Raw genomic sequence first — 13,916 nt, forward strand, 5'->3', positions numbered from 1 at the left:
ATTTAGCGAGGATACAACAATGTTTACGTCATTTCTGCACGAAGTTAAGTCTACGAAGTCTGCCGATCTAGGCAGTAAGTCAAGCCGTAGCAGGCGCTTGGGGCGCCGAAAAGAACGCTTTCAGCGGTTCCGTATAGCGGCCTGATCAGTTTTTGAATTGTCGTGTACGATTAATACCCCCGAATACCCTGAATAGCGCACACGACAGTCTTTGGCCGGTGCTGGTGGATCTGTAATCTCTTACCCTAGCCCCCTTTTGAGCGATCCAATAGCCCGGCCACCCTTATTTATTTAATACTTACTAGTTTTTGTACTGAGTAAACAGAGTTTGAGAGAGCTCTGCGTTTCTTTCCAAACCAAGCACTCGGCACTCGATTTTTCGAGTGCCTTTTTTATGGGGCAAAGAATGTGCTAGTCTCCCCAGAATGGTATGAAAGCCCAGAACGATAAGAAAGCCCAGAACTGTATTAAGACCAAAATGGCATGAGGGCATTGTATCAAGCCGGCATACATCAGCGTCTAAGGGGAGTAGAGTAGAAGTGACTGCGGACTTGTTTTCAAATGCATCAATAGAATTAAAAAATGGCCCTGACTTCAGTGCCGAGGCAAGATTACAGGCAGACATGGGCGGTTTTGTATGCGGCGTAGACGAAGTAGGGCGTGGGCCGTTGGCTGGTCCGGTGGTCGCGGCTGCAGTTATTCTTGATCATGAAAATATTCCTGCTGGGCTGAATGATAGTAAGAAGTTAACGGCTAAGCGGCGCGAGCAGCTTTATGATCAAATTCATCAAACAGCCCTGGCTGTAAGTGTCGCAGAGGCATCTGTTGAGGAAATAGATAGCCTGAATATCCTGCAAGCGTCCTTATTGGCGATGCGCCGTGCAGTAGATGGATTAGCTATTAAGCCGTCTGCCGCGCTTGTTGACGGCAATCAAAATCCCGGTCTTGATATCTATGCAGAAACTCTCGTTAAGGGGGATAGTCGCTCCTTATCGGTTGCAGCGGCCTCTATTGTCGCAAAAGTTTTTCGAGATTCTTTGATGAAAAAAATTGGCGAAAAGTATCCGGAATATGGTTTCGAGGCAAACGCAGGATATGGTGTGCCCAAGCATATGGCAGCACTAAAGCTTGTAGGAATCACCCATTTTCACCGCAAATCTTTTGCCCCGATTCGAGATTTAATTTCTAAAGAAAACCCTGCAAAGTATTGATTCATATAAAAGAATCGCTTGACAGAATCATTGATTCGAATCATCTTGACTCCAAGATGAAGGAATGACCGCATCCAAAACAAGTGCGGCGGCTTCGGGATGGAGATATAAGATGGCTAATTCTGATAAGGTTAAAAAGGCGGCACCAAAGACCGCAAAGGCGGGCACGATCAAACTGCCTTTGAATAAAATTGTGCAGGGTGATTGCATTGAGGTGATGAACAGTCTGCCGGAAAAGTCAGTAGACGTAATTTTCGCGGATCCGCCCTATAACATGCAGTTGAAAGATACTTTGACACGTCCTGATAATTCCAAAGTGGACGGTGTGCATGATGCATGGGATCAATTCTCCAGCTTTGGTGCGTATGATCATTTCACATACGAATGGTTGACCGCTGCGCGCCGGGTGCTGAAAGACACTGGCTCGATTTGGGTTATCGGTAGCTATCACAATATTTTCCGCGTAGGGAATGCCCTGCAAAATCTGGATTACTGGATTTTGAATGACATCATCTGGCGTAAATCCAATCCGATGCCTAACTTTCGGGGAACTCGTTTCACCAATGCCCATGAAACACTGATCTGGGCCGGTAAATCTGCGGATAAAAGTGGTTATACGTTCAACTATGATGCCATGAAGGCGATGAATGATGACACGCAAATGCGGTCAGATTGGGTTCTGCCAATATGTGCAGGCAAAGAGCGTTTGAAAGTCGGTGACAAGAAGGCACATGCTACGCAAAAGCCTGAAGCCCTTCTGTACCGGGTGCTTATGGCATCAACTAAGCCTGGCGATGTTATTCTTGATCCTTTCTTTGGTACGGGCACCACGGGCGCTGTTGCCAAGAAGCTTGGCCGTAACTTTGTCGGCATTGAGCGCGAAACAGATTACATCAAGGTAGCACAGGAACGGATTACAGCGGTCAAGAAGCTGGATGATGAAGCACTGGGTTATACGCTTAGTAAAAAAGCACAACCTCGTGTGCCGTTCGGTAATCTTGTAGAGCGCGGTATGATTACGCCAGGTGAGACTTTGTATGACAGCAACAAGCGTTATGCAGCACGCGTGCGTACTGATGGCACCCTAATTGCCGAAGAGGTGAAAGGGTCAATCCATCAGGTGGGTGCACGTGTACAGGGTCAGCCAGCGTGCAACGGCTGGACATTCTGGCATGTAGAGAAGAAAGGCGAACTGCTTCCAATTGATGTGTTTCGTCAGGAAATCAGAGCAGAAATGCACTGATCTATGAAAGCCCACAGACGGGCTTGAACGCAGGCACGTTAGGACACTATGGCTGGTATCTTATCGTGTGGTTGATGTAACGGGGCCGGGGGCCTCGTTATATCCAGAATTATAAGACTGTTGAGGTGTAGCATGCCCGTTATACCTCCTCCGTTGGGTGTTCCCGATTGCCCTTGGGAACACCCGTTTTCGTTTATGTGTCTAGGGTTTGATATCCTCAGACAGTAAAGCGTACAGGTTTAGCGATTAGCGTCATGCTTGGCATATGCTGCCATTAGTGACCATCGCGCCGGATGCCAAATGGTAACAATTGTGGCACCCGCTTCATATAATCCCGGTATGCGTCGCCAAAGTGGGCAAGAAGATCCCGTTCCTCATACCCAATTCCGATGAATAAATAGGCGGTCCAGACTGCGCTTAGGATTAAGTGTCCCGTTGTCATAAAGGGTGTGGCCCACATCACAAGTAGTATCCCTAAATAAAGTGGATGCCGTGAAACTTTATACAAGGCAGGTTCCACCAGCTTTGCAGGGGCAGCGGGGAGGCCGCGATAAGCGCGAATAGCTTGAGATAATCCAAAAAGTTCCCAGTGGTTTATCATGAAGGTAGACCAAAGAACAATTCCAGCCCCCATGAGGAACAAGGCCGTAAGGCCAAGTTTCAGCGCCAGGTTTTCAGCATCCCAGATAACGTGCGGCATAGGCTGCCATGCAACATACAACCATATCAGGAGGAGGCATGTGATCAGCACGAAGATGCTCCGTTCTGAGGATGCAGGTATAAACTTGGTTAGTTTTTCCTTAAAGCCGGGTCTGGCCATAATACTATGTTGAAGTCCAAAGGTGACGAGCAAAAGAATATTACTGATCGCGGGATTCAGGCTACTGAATGCCAGAGAATGCCCCCCGCTATCGATGGTTTTAAGCTGTGATAGGAGCGGTATCCATTCGGCTAAAAAGCTACCGCCGATGAATAAAACCAGATACACAAACACTCCTAGAAATATGACGTACGTAACCAAGCTGAATAACAGGCTTACAATAGGCATCATTCTCTCCCGTTTGTTGGCTGTTCACTGAGTATGCAGAACCTGCTTTGTCTGACAGGCATGCAGATATGGCTGTGGCCACCAAACACAAGACAACTGGGACTGGGAACATATAGAGGTGTGTAGCTGGTCACACGGCAGAATACGCAACAGGAACAGCAAAAGTGGTTCTGCAAACCGCTATGGACGTACAGTAAGAATGTCTAAAAGCTGTCTGCTGCCCGCGCCAAACACTGAAAGCAGGCGAAACCAGATAACACTGTCTGCCCTTATGTTGACACAGCAAACAGCGGGCGAAGTTTACCATGGGCTACGACCAGTAACAAGCGTCGAGCTTATGCCTGTATTGGCACAACCCTTCCGTATACAACTTCATTCCCTTCGGATGGTTTGCGCGGGACATTGAAGGATAACAATAGGGATACTGCGGCCATGATAGCGCCAGCATAAAAGACATAGGCAGGGTCCTGAGACCAGAGGTATGTCCCAAACGTTGCAGGGATTACGACGGCAGCTATATGGTTGATCGAGAAACTGACACTTGATGTTGCTGCGATATCTTCCGGGTCGGCAATTTTTTGCAAATAGCTTTTCTGGGCGATGGCGAAGGAGAAAAACAGATGATCTACGACATAGAGAATAGCCGCGACCACCGGGTCCTGAACAACTGCATAGGCAGTGAAAACCACAATTAATCCAATATACTCTGTAATCAGGGTTGCCCGTTCCCCGAAACGAATGATTAAGGCGCCTAATTTTGGTGCAGCCCATGTGGTGACAATATGATTTGCCAGATAGAGGCCAGCGACTTCAGCGGCAGAAAAGCCGAATTTTTGCACCAGCAGAAATCCCGCAAAGACGACAAAAATCTGTCGTCTTGCGCCGCCCATGAACGTAAGGGCGTAAAATAACCAATATCTTTTTCTGAGGATTAGTGATTTACGCTGGGGCGTATGGCCGTCAATTCTGGGAAACCATGCCCATATGAACAGGGTAAGGGCAACGGTCACACCGCCACCCAGTAGAAAGAGCCATTTATAGTCAATCTGAAGAGTTTCCAGAAGTAACCACAACAGGCCGAATGCCAGAATAGAGGCGAAGGACTTGGCAGATAGCTGTCTGCCAAGCTGTTTTGGGGCTTCACCTTTCGGCAGCCACTGCAGGGATAAAGACATTTGAATGGTTTCAAAATAGTGGAAGCCAATGCTCATCATCAGGGTGGTGATGTACAGGTCGTACTCGGAAGGAAAGAAACCCGTCACAGCCACGCCCGTTCCCAGTATCAACAAAGCAAGCAGTGCAAATGCCTGTTCACGTATCATCAATAAAAGAAAAATTGCCGTAAAGGCCAAAAAGCCGGGTATTTCACGAACGGAATGAAGGATGCCAATTTCGCGTCCGCCAAATGCAGCAGCTTCAATGGCAAAATTGTTCAACAGGGCATTCCAGATTGCAAAACAAAATGGTGCGGCGGCTGCCATCAGGATCAGACATGCTGCGGGGGATTTTAATGGGCTTGTATCATTCACGGTGTAATACTCAAATAACGCCAAAAAGCTAAAGGGAGGCTTCGGGTACCAGATAGTGTAGCTTGGTTGCGGGCGAATACTACAAGGAGTGTAAAAAAATACAAATAAATATCTTTTGGTGGGGCATGAGAAAATATAAAAAGGTCAAAGAGTTAGCACTCGGACTTAAAGATAGCCGCACATTTTGAATAATTTTCAATCTAGTTTTTTCAAATTCCTTAACAATCTTTTGGCAGAATCCGGTGAGTGATTGACTTGGGGGCGTGTGTCCGTAACCGGAGTTGCTAGTGATGAGTTATCATGGACTTTCTATAGACCAGATTGTTGGGTTGGCAGAGCGCGGAAATGCCACAGCCATTGCAGCGGTGGCAGGATTGGTGGAAAATCATTCTGAACTGATTGACCTTGATAACAATGTAGTTTTGATGTTGCGGATCGTTCAATCCGTTTTCCGCTCACACAAGCAGGTATGATCTTACTATAGCCCCTGCATAAACAACCATAATCCAGAAATATTACACGCTTAAAAGGTTTGACCGGCTCAACCTGACCAGTACACTTGCGTCCGATAATTATTATAGAGGACGAAAATGTTGATTAAATCACTGTATTTAGGGGCAAGCATGGCCCTCGCTGCAACTGCTTTTTCGGGTGCTGTATCAGCGTCTGAGCCACAAAGCACAGAGAAGGCTGCTGCCGCTGATGCTGCAATTGCAGCGCTCAAAGCAAATCCGAAAGTTCAAAAAGCTTTTGATTTTATCATGGCAGAAGAGCCGCAGACCCAGGCGGACCTGATTGAACTGACGGAAATTCCAGCACCGCCTTTCAAAGAAGAAAAGCGCGGCAAACGGTTTGCTGAAATGCTAAAAGCAGCCGGTGCAGACAGTGTCATGATCGATGAAGTTGGCAATGTTATCGCAGAGCGCAAGGGCACAGTGGGTGCACGGACAATCCTGATTGATGCCCACCTTGATACAGTCTTCCCGGAAGGTACTGACGTTACTGTACGTTTTGAGGGTGATAAAATGTATGCGCCAGGTATTGGCGATGATACCCGTGGTCTTGTCGTTCTGAATATGATTTTGAAGGCTATCAATCATGCGGATATCCGCACAAAGGCAAATTTGCTTTTTGTTGGTTCTGTTGGTGAAGAGGGGCTGGGTGATCTGCGCGGCGTGAAGCATTTGTTCCGTGATGGTGCACGTAAAATTGACGCCTTCATCGCCATTGATGGTGGTGATATCGAACGCGTTGTGTACGGTGCAATCGGCTCCCATAGATACCGTATTATTTTCGAAGGTCCCGGCGGTCATAGCTGGGGAGCGTTTGGTATGGCTAATCCGCACCACGCAATGGGTCGTGCGATTGCGGAGTTTGTTGCCAACGCGCCGTCTGTAACGTCAACTGGTGATAAAACCAGCTATAATATTGGCCGTATGGGCGGTGGTACTTCTATTAATTCGATCCCGTTTACGTCCTGGGCAGAAGTCGATATGCGGTCCGGCAATCAGAGCAAGCTGGATGACATTGATGCTGTTCTACAGACTGCTGTTCAAAAAGCACTGGCTGAAGAGAACGCTGCACGCCTTGCTGGTCCTGAGCTAACACTAAAAATGGAAAAAGTCGGCAAACGTCCAGCCGGTAAAGGGGATATTGATTCTGATCTGTTGCACGCGATGCAGGCTGCTTTGCGCACCATGGGGCACACTGCGAAAATAAGCAGCTCTTCAACCGACAGTAATATTCCTATTTCCAAGGGTATCCCTGCTATCACTATCAGCCGTGGCGGTATTGGTGGGCGTGCTCATTCACCGGACGAATGGTGGCAGAATGTCGACGGCCATCAGGCGATTGAAGCAGGTCTTCTGACCCTGGTGTCTATCGCAGGTATTGCGGAATAAGGAGATGCATCATACTTCCCAATATTTTCAGGGAAGCAGCTCCAGCATCTTTTTGAAAACAGTTGGAAAGCCGAGCGTCTGTAGCTCGGCTTTTTTTATCCAGAATCCATTTTCCACATTGCTTCGTTTTGGGACCTCTGCAGAGACCAGCCTGGTGATCAGGTGAAAATGGGTGAACGTGTGTTTGCTTTCGCCGTTCAGTTCGGTCCAGTCGCCGGGGCAGGGTGCGTACGCAGGATAGTCCTTAGGGTGTGTATCCTGTTCGACCCAAGGCGTGGAAAACAGGCCGGGCATGCCTCCTAAGAGGCCACTGTCAGGCCGCCTTTCCAGGAGGATTGATCCCTCATGCATCGGAGCAAAGGCAATTATCAGTCTGGTGGGTTTGGTTTTCTTTGGTGGTTTAACAGGAAAAGTTTCCATGTCCCCGCGGGTTTGTGCCTGGCACAAGCTACAGAAAGGGCAGATATTGCAATCAGGGTTTTTGGGGCTGCACAGACTGGACCCCAGATCCATCATCGCTTGCGCAAAATCGCCCGGCCTGTCAAACGGTGTAATCTGATCTGTCTTTTCCTGTATCAGTTTTTTTGCCTTGGGTAGTGGTGTGGAAATCCTGAAAAGGCGGCTGACGATACGCTCGACATTGCTGTCGACCACGCCGACGGGCTCCCCGAATGCAATTGCTGCAATAGCAGCAGACGTATAATCGCCAATGCCTGGAAGTGTTTTTAGGTCTGCAGCGGTTCTTGGGAATTGGCCCTGATGGTTTTGGACCACTTCCTGCGCGCATTTATGCAGATTTCTGGCACGTGCGTAATAGCCCAGCCCAGCCCATGCGTCTAAAATATCTTCCTGTCTGGATGCCGCCATCGCATCAACAGTTGGCCACATTCTAAGGAATTTATCAAAATAGCCTTTAACAGTTGCAACAGTTGTCTGCTGTAACATGATCTCTGAAAGCCAAACGTGATACGGATCAGGAGCTGCGCCGGGCGGGGAGCGCCATGGCAGCGTGCGCTGATGTTGGTCATACCATGCAAGCAGATTTTCACCATAGCTGTTCACGTGCTTTCAAATTCCTATTTGCTGACTTGTCAGGGTTGTTCCCTTGGGGTAGCAAGGAGTGAAGTAAGGAACAAGTGAAATGGTCAAGGACCAAAAGAAAAAGACATCCAAGCGGCGATGGAAGGCGGTGAAGGCAGTTGATGTCATGCGGCCATTGATGGACCGTGCCATTCGTTCCAAAGGGTTTGTTCAGACCGAAGTCGTCACACGGTGGCGGGATATTGTCGGGCATGAGTTGTCTATGGTGACGTTGCCTGTCTCTTTAAGGTTTGCACGAGGTACCCGCACGGATGGCACGTTGGAGGTGCGTTGCGAGTCTGCGTTTGCACCGCTTCTGCAGCACCGACATGGCCATATTATTGATCTGGTAAATCAGTATTTTGGCTATGGGGCAGTCTCTAAGTTACGGGTTGTACAGGGACCACTTCCTCATCAGCGAAGGACGCAGGCGCATGCCCAGCGGCCTGTAACCGACGAAGACAGACGGCAATTGAACGAGCTTCTCTCTGCTGGGCATGACAGTGACTTGAAGTCAGCGCTAATGAAATTGGGCGAGCAAGTCTATACCCGCAAAAAAGATTAGGGGGGGAGACTTCGGAGCTGATTAGAAAAAACTAGTATTGATAAATAGTTTTCGCTAATAAATTTATTCTGTCTGTAGGGAGTATTGGCACACAAAGAAAGTTTCAGTGATGAAGAAAATAGCAGTGTTGGCAGGAATTGCGCTTTTTGTAACGGCATGCTCGGAAGCAGAAGAAGCATCAGTAGAAAATTCAGAAGTGCAGCCTGAAGTAAAGGCTATGGCTACTTCTGCTGCGCCGGATGCACCGGCTTCCGCTGCACAACAGTCGGATATGACGTATGGGGATATTGTTTATGGCAGCCCCGATGCGCCAGTTGAGATCATTGAATATGCGTCGCTAACATGTGTCCACTGCGGAACTTTTGCCAATACTATTTTCCCGACTATCAAGGAAAAATATATTGATACGGGCAAGGTGCGCTTTATCTACCGCCATATGGAAGGAAACCGTGTTGGCCTTGCCGCTTCCACAGTGGCTCGCTGCGGTAACGACGAGGAAACCAAGGCACTAGTGAAGGCCTTGTTCGCCAAGCAGTCCCAGTGGTTACAGTCCCAAAACCCGCTAGATGGAATGGCGTCTGTATTGCTGCGTTACGGTGTTAGCAGAACAAAATTTGACCGGTGTTTGTCTAATACTGAGATGCACAAAGAGATTGTTGAGCAGTCTCGTCACGGTACCGATGCTTACAATGTTACGGCAATACCAACGTTGATTGTAAATGGCGCCAAAGCTGACGATTACAGACTGGAGCCACTTTCCAAGATGATAGAGGATGCACTTTAATCTGGATGCTTGCATGTTGGCCAGTAGCTGGGAGAATGAAGTCTACGATGCAGGACTAAGCAGCAAGTGCTCAGTAATTTGTCGCCAATAAAGTCAGTTACTAATACCTGATCTCTAACCGTATCCCGCGATCTGCAGACGGCTCTCATGGAACTTGGGGGAGCAGGTTTCCATGCGGAAAAAAGACTGGCGGGAAACTCTCGACCGTTGTGATTAGAAAAGACTCGTATTGAAAATCATTCTTGGCTAAAAATTACAGTTCGTAAGTTACAATTAATGAGACACAAGGGAAATTCAGTGATGAAAAAAATGGCAATGTTGGCCGGAATTGCACTTTTTGTAACAGCATGCTCGGAAGCAGAAGATGCACCAGCAGAAAATACAGAAGCGCAGGCTGTAGCTGCCTCTGCTACTCAGGATGCAACAGCTCCTTCCGCTGCACAGTCGGATATGACGTACGGGGATATTGTATATGGTAGCCCAGATGCTCCGATTGAAATCATTGAGTATGCGTCACTGACTTGCGGCCACTGCGGTACTTTTGCCAATACAATTTTCCCGACTATCAAGGAAAAATACATTGATACAGGCAAGGTACGCTTTATCTACCGCCATATGGAAGGCAACCGTATTGGCCTTGCCGCTGCAACAGTTGCACGGTGCGGAAACGATGAAGAAACCAAAGTGCTGCTAAAAGCTTTGTTCGCGAAGCAGGCCCAGTGGTTGCAGTCCCAAAACCCGCTGGACGGTATGGCGTCTGTGTTACTTCGTTTTGGTATTAGCAGAACCAAGTTTGACCGGTGCCTGTCTAACACTGAAATGCACAAAGAGATTGTTGAACAGTCCCGTCACGGCACTGAGGTCTATAATGTTACCGCAACACCAACACTGATTGTAAATGGTGCCAAAGTTGACGATTACAGACTGGAGCCACTATCCAAGCTGATCGACGACACGCTTTAAGTTATACTGCAGGTCAGTAAGCTGGCCTGCGGCAGGGGTGCCGCATTCGGGGGAAATTGGGGGCTATGCATTTTTCGCGACTAAGATTGTCGGGATTTAAATCCTTCGTTGATCCGACCGAGCTCTTGATTGAGCCCGGTCTGACCGGCGTTGTGGGCCCGAATGGTTGCGGCAAGTCCAACCTTCTTGAAGCTATTCGCTGGGTAATGGGGGAAAACCGTGCCAAGTCACTGCGCGGTAGTGGCATGGACGATGTGATTTTTGCCGGAACCGATAAACGCCCGCCCAGAAACCTGGCGGAAGTAACCCTTGTCCTTGATAATTTCGAACGTAACGCACCATCCGGATATAATGCCGAAGATATGATCGAGGTTACCCGCCGGATTGAACGCGAAAGCGGTTCCGCATATCGTATTAATGGTCTTGATGTCCGCCAAAAGGACGTTCAGCTTCTGTTTGCGGATGCTGCGACCGGCGCGCATTCTCCTGCGTTGGTATCACAGGGTCGCATCGGTGCCCTTATTAACGCAAAACCCGCAGATCGCCGCGCAATCCTGGAAGAAGCCGCAGGCATATCTGGGCTGCATTCACGGCGTAAGGAAGCGGAAAGCAGACTTCGGGGGGCAGAGGGTAATCTTGTCCGCTTGCAGGATGTAATCCAGGGCATGGAGACGCAGATTGCCAGTCTGAAACGCCAAGCCAAACAGGCCGTCAGGTACAAAACAATCTCCACAGATATCCGGCAAGCTGAAGCCGGGCTGCTATACCAGCGCTGGAAAATGTCAGCCGACGAGGTGATTGAACTTGAACGCTTATTGCGGTCTGCAGAAAGCGAAGTCGGGACGGCTACAAAGGCTGTTTCTATCTTAAGCCGCGAGCGGGAAGAAATGGCGGCCCTTTTGCCTGCGCTGCGGGACACAGATGCGGAAATGGCAGCACGTTTGCAGCGGCTAAACCATGAACGCGAAAATCTGGATGCAGAGGAAAAACGCCGTGAAGAAACGGCGATTACGCTGCGAACGACGATTGACCAGATTGGCGCAGACCGGGAACGGGAAGAGGAAATCGCAAAAGATGCCAAAGCGGCATTGGACCGTCTGGCAACTGAGAAAACGCGTCTGCAAGGTGCCCAGGGTGCGGAAACAGAGGCGAAGAACAAAGCACAGATCGCACTGGAAGCGGCCTCCCGCAAAGCTAATGAGGCGGAGCAGGCTTATGACACACTGTCAGAGCAGGGCGCACAGGCGCGTGCGCGCAAATCCAGCCTGGAAAGTGACCGACTGGCTGTTAACAGGCGCATGGAGCAGATAGAAGCCGAAGAGGCGCGCCTAATTCGGGAAAGCGAGCAGTTGGCCGCAAGTAATGAAGCTTTCGCGGCTGTTAAAGATGCGGAAAAAGCAGCCACTGAATTGGAAGAGCAGTTAGAGAAAGCGACTGTGGCTGTTACTGCAGCTGAAGCAGCGACGTCAGATGCACGAATTGCCAGAAACGATGCGGATGCCGTGCGTTCGGAAAAGCTTGCTTCTGTAAAGGCGCTTGAAGGGGAAGAACGGTCGCTCACCCGTCTGCTTGAAAGAAATGATCAGGACGGTGCACAGCCGGTCGCAGATTTAATTAAGGCCAAGCCCGGCTATGAGATTGCGATTGGCGCGGCCCTTGGTGAGGAAGCAGAAGCAGGTATCAGCGCAGAGGCAAGCCGTTTTTGGCAGGATGTGCCGTCAGGCGGAGTGTGTTCCTGGGGAGCGGGCACAACGCCAATGAGTGAGTATGTTGATGTTCCAGATGTGCTCAAACGCAGGATTACCCTAACCGGGTTGATCGATGCCAGTGACGAGGACGCTGAAAAAATCGGTAATGCACTGATTGCATCGCTTGAACCTGGTCAAATGCTGGTATCCCGAAGTGGTGCGGTCTGGCGCTGGGATGGGTTTACTGTTCGTGCAGGCGCGCCATCCAGCGCGGCAATGCGACTGGAACACCGCAACAGGCTGGAGGATATACGTCAACAACTGACAAAGGCACAGGAACAAGCCACACACGCCGAGGAAGCTGTAGAGGCAGCACGGGCAGTGCATGAGACAGCCAGAGAGGCCGAGCAAGCCCAGCGTCAGCTGCGTAAGGATGCAGAGCGTGCGCTTGTTGACATTCGCCGTGACCTTGTGGCTGCCGAGCAGGAAGCATCCCGCCGTGCGTCGCGTCTTAACAGTTTGAAAGAGGCGCAGACGAGGGTTGCCGCGGATAAAGCAGAGACATCAAAGCGACTGGATGCGCTGGATGCCCAATTGAAAGAACTACCTGATGTTTCTGGTTTGGAGGCAGAGCTCCAGCAAGCTCGTGCAAATGTTGAAACCCTGCGGTCTGAATTAAGCACGGCGCGCGCAGCATTTGAAAGTTTGCGCCGGGAGGCAGAAGCACGCTCGGACCGTTTGATGGCGATCTCGTCGGAGGCAACAGCATGGGAAACGCGGGTCAATAGCGCAACAAAACAGCTTGATGCACTAAAGGAGCGTGAAGAGGATGCGAAGAAGCAGCTGGAAGCTGTTATCGCAGGCCCCGCCGACATAGCAGAAAAAAGGGAAGCATTACTTACAAGCCTGAACGACGCTGAAAAGCACCGACAGGCTGCCGCTGATAAGCTCGTGGAGGCAGAGGCCGCACTTGCCGCCAAGGATCAGTTCCTGAAGGACGCGCAAGAGGCAATGGCGAATGTGCGTGAGCAGCAAATTCGGGTCGAAGCAAGCGTTGAAACTGCGCTTAACCGGCGTAAGGATATCGCGGCTCAGATCGGGGAACGTTTTGAATGCGCACCTACCAAGGTTCTCGAGAAGGTTGGGCTTGAAACAAGTGAAAGCCTGCCTGATGTTAGTGTTCTTGAAGGTAAACTCGAAAAATTCAAGCGTGAGCGTGACCGGCTAGGGGCCGTGAACCTGCGCGCGGATGAGGAGCTGGTTGAGATTGACGAACAGCTGACGCATCTCGTCAAGGAACGTACTGATCTTGAAGAAGCTATCGCCCGGTTGAGGAAAGCGATTAACAGCCTGAACAGAGAAGGGCGTGAACGTCTGCTAGCTGCCTTCGAGGTGGTGAATAGTCACTTTGGCGAATTGTTTAGCACCCTTTTTGGCGGTGGCGAAGCACATCTGGAACTAACAGAATCAGATGATCCACTGGATGCCGGTCTGGAGATTTTTGCCAGCCCACCGGGTAAGAAGCTACAGGCATTATCCCTTCTGTCAGGTGGGGAGCAGGCATTGACGGCCTTGTCGTTGATTTTTGCCGTTTTTATCACAAACCCGGCCCCAATCTGTGTCCTTGATGAGGTCGATGCACCCCTTGATGACGCCAATGTCGAACGTTTCTGTAATCTTCTGGATAATATGATTGAACGTACAAATACGCGTTTTCTTATTGTGACGCATAATGCGGTTTCAATGTCACGCATGAACCGTTTGTTCGGGGTTACGATGGCTGAACGCGGTGTCTCTACGCTGGTTTCTGTTGACCTTGAGCGCGCAGAAACTTTAGTGGAAGCCGGTTGATGTGACCGCAGGTCATGTTACGTAACGTCGCGCCCGATAAATTTAAGAAAACA

General features: G+C 49.7%; 11 protein-coding genes. 8 read left to right on the plus strand and 3 right to left on the minus strand.

The window, feature by feature from the left end; translation table 11 throughout:
- Positions 1-569: 569 nt before the first annotated feature.
- Together rnhB and IE181_RS09685 are read left to right on the plus strand one after the other, a co-directional pair.
- Positions 570-1,211: a ribonuclease HII gene (gene rnhB / locus IE181_RS09680; protein ID WP_373308374.1), complete on the plus strand. Its 642-nt coding sequence runs from the start codon at positions 570-572 to the stop codon at positions 1,209-1,211.
- A 112-nt stretch (positions 1,212-1,323) separates the two neighbouring features.
- A complete protein-coding gene (locus tag IE181_RS09685; RefSeq protein ID WP_191252395.1) occupies positions 1,324-2,454 on the plus strand; it encodes a site-specific DNA-methyltransferase in 1,131 nt (376 codons plus the stop codon).
- Between the two features lie 274 nt (positions 2,455-2,728).
- On the opposite strand, the gene IE181_RS09690 is transcribed toward IE181_RS09685, so the two are convergent.
- Together IE181_RS09690 and IE181_RS09695 are read right to left on the minus strand one after the other, a co-directional pair.
- Positions 2,729-3,442, minus strand: coding sequence for a methyltransferase family protein (locus tag IE181_RS09690; protein WP_191252397.1), 714 nt, complete (start codon positions 3,440-3,442; stop codon positions 2,729-2,731).
- A gap of 395 nt (positions 3,443-3,837) precedes the next feature.
- Complete coding sequence (locus IE181_RS09695) at positions 3,838-5,031, minus strand: MFS transporter (protein ID WP_229819308.1); 1,194 nt, start codon at positions 5,029-5,031, stop codon at positions 3,838-3,840.
- Positions 5,032-5,318: 287 nt separating this feature from the next.
- On the opposite strand from IE181_RS09695, the gene IE181_RS09700 reads away from it, so the two are divergent.
- Both IE181_RS09700 and IE181_RS09705 read left to right on the plus strand, forming a co-directional pair.
- The gene (locus tag IE181_RS09700) at positions 5,319-5,504 is read left to right on the plus strand and encodes a hypothetical protein (RefSeq protein ID WP_191252400.1); all 186 of its coding nucleotides are present in this window, start codon (positions 5,319-5,321) and stop codon (positions 5,502-5,504) included.
- 117 nt (positions 5,505-5,621) lie between these two features.
- A complete protein-coding gene (locus tag IE181_RS09705) occupies positions 5,622-6,932 on the plus strand; it encodes a M20/M25/M40 family metallo-hydrolase (RefSeq protein ID WP_191252401.1) in 1,311 nt (436 codons plus the stop codon).
- 27 nt (positions 6,933-6,959) lie between these two features.
- Here IE181_RS09705 and mutY read toward each other — a convergent pair whose 3' ends face one another.
- Positions 6,960-7,994, minus strand: a complete 1,035-nt coding sequence (gene mutY, locus IE181_RS09710) for an A/G-specific adenine glycosylase (RefSeq protein WP_191252402.1) — start codon at positions 7,992-7,994, stop codon at positions 6,960-6,962.
- A gap of 79 nt (positions 7,995-8,073) precedes the next feature.
- Here mutY and IE181_RS09715 point away from each other — a divergent pair, with 79 nt between their 5' ends.
- The 4 genes from IE181_RS09715 (at position 8,074) to IE181_RS09730 (ending at position 13,863) form a co-directional block, all read left to right on the plus strand.
- Complete coding sequence (locus IE181_RS09715; RefSeq protein ID WP_191252403.1) at positions 8,074-8,577, plus strand: DUF721 domain-containing protein; 504 nt, start codon at positions 8,074-8,076, stop codon at positions 8,575-8,577.
- Positions 8,578-8,686: 109 nt separating this feature from the next.
- Positions 8,687-9,361: a thioredoxin domain-containing protein gene (locus IE181_RS09720; RefSeq protein WP_229819505.1), complete on the plus strand. Its 675-nt coding sequence runs from the start codon at positions 8,687-8,689 to the stop codon at positions 9,359-9,361.
- 300 nt (positions 9,362-9,661) lie between these two features.
- Positions 9,662-10,324 carry a thioredoxin domain-containing protein gene (locus tag IE181_RS09725; protein WP_229819508.1) on the plus strand — a complete coding sequence of 221 codons (663 nt, stop codon included), beginning with the start codon at positions 9,662-9,664 and terminating at the stop codon, positions 10,322-10,324.
- A gap of 65 nt (positions 10,325-10,389) precedes the next feature.
- Positions 10,390-13,863, plus strand: a complete 3,474-nt coding sequence (locus tag IE181_RS09730) for a chromosome segregation SMC family protein (protein ID WP_191252406.1) — start codon at positions 10,390-10,392, stop codon at positions 13,861-13,863.
- The last annotated feature ends 53 nt before the right edge of the window (positions 13,864-13,916 follow it).

This window comes from Kordiimonas sediminis (assembly GCF_014656395.1).
GTDB lineage: Bacteria > Pseudomonadota > Alphaproteobacteria > Sphingomonadales > Kordiimonadaceae > Kordiimonas_A > Kordiimonas_A sediminis.

Excerpts from the sequence above, each read along its gene's own strand:
- IE181_RS09705 (WP_191252401.1), top strand. The coding sequence starts at position 5,622 with ATGTTGATTAAATCACTGTATTTAGGGGCAAGCATGGCCCTCGCTGCA.
- IE181_RS09725 (WP_229819508.1), top strand. The coding sequence starts at position 9,662 with ATGAAAAAAATGGCAATGTTGGCCGGAATTGCACTTTTTGTAACAGCA.
- IE181_RS09720 (WP_229819505.1), top strand. The coding sequence starts at position 8,687 with ATGAAGAAAATAGCAGTGTTGGCAGGAATTGCGCTTTTTGTAACGGCA.
- IE181_RS09730 (WP_191252406.1), top strand. The coding sequence starts at position 10,390 with ATGCATTTTTCGCGACTAAGATTGTCGGGATTTAAATCCTTCGTTGAT.
- IE181_RS09715 (WP_191252403.1), top strand. The coding sequence starts at position 8,074 with ATGGTCAAGGACCAAAAGAAAAAGACATCCAAGCGGCGATGGAAGGCG.
- IE181_RS09685 (WP_191252395.1), top strand. The coding sequence starts at position 1,324 with ATGGCTAATTCTGATAAGGTTAAAAAGGCGGCACCAAAGACCGCAAAG.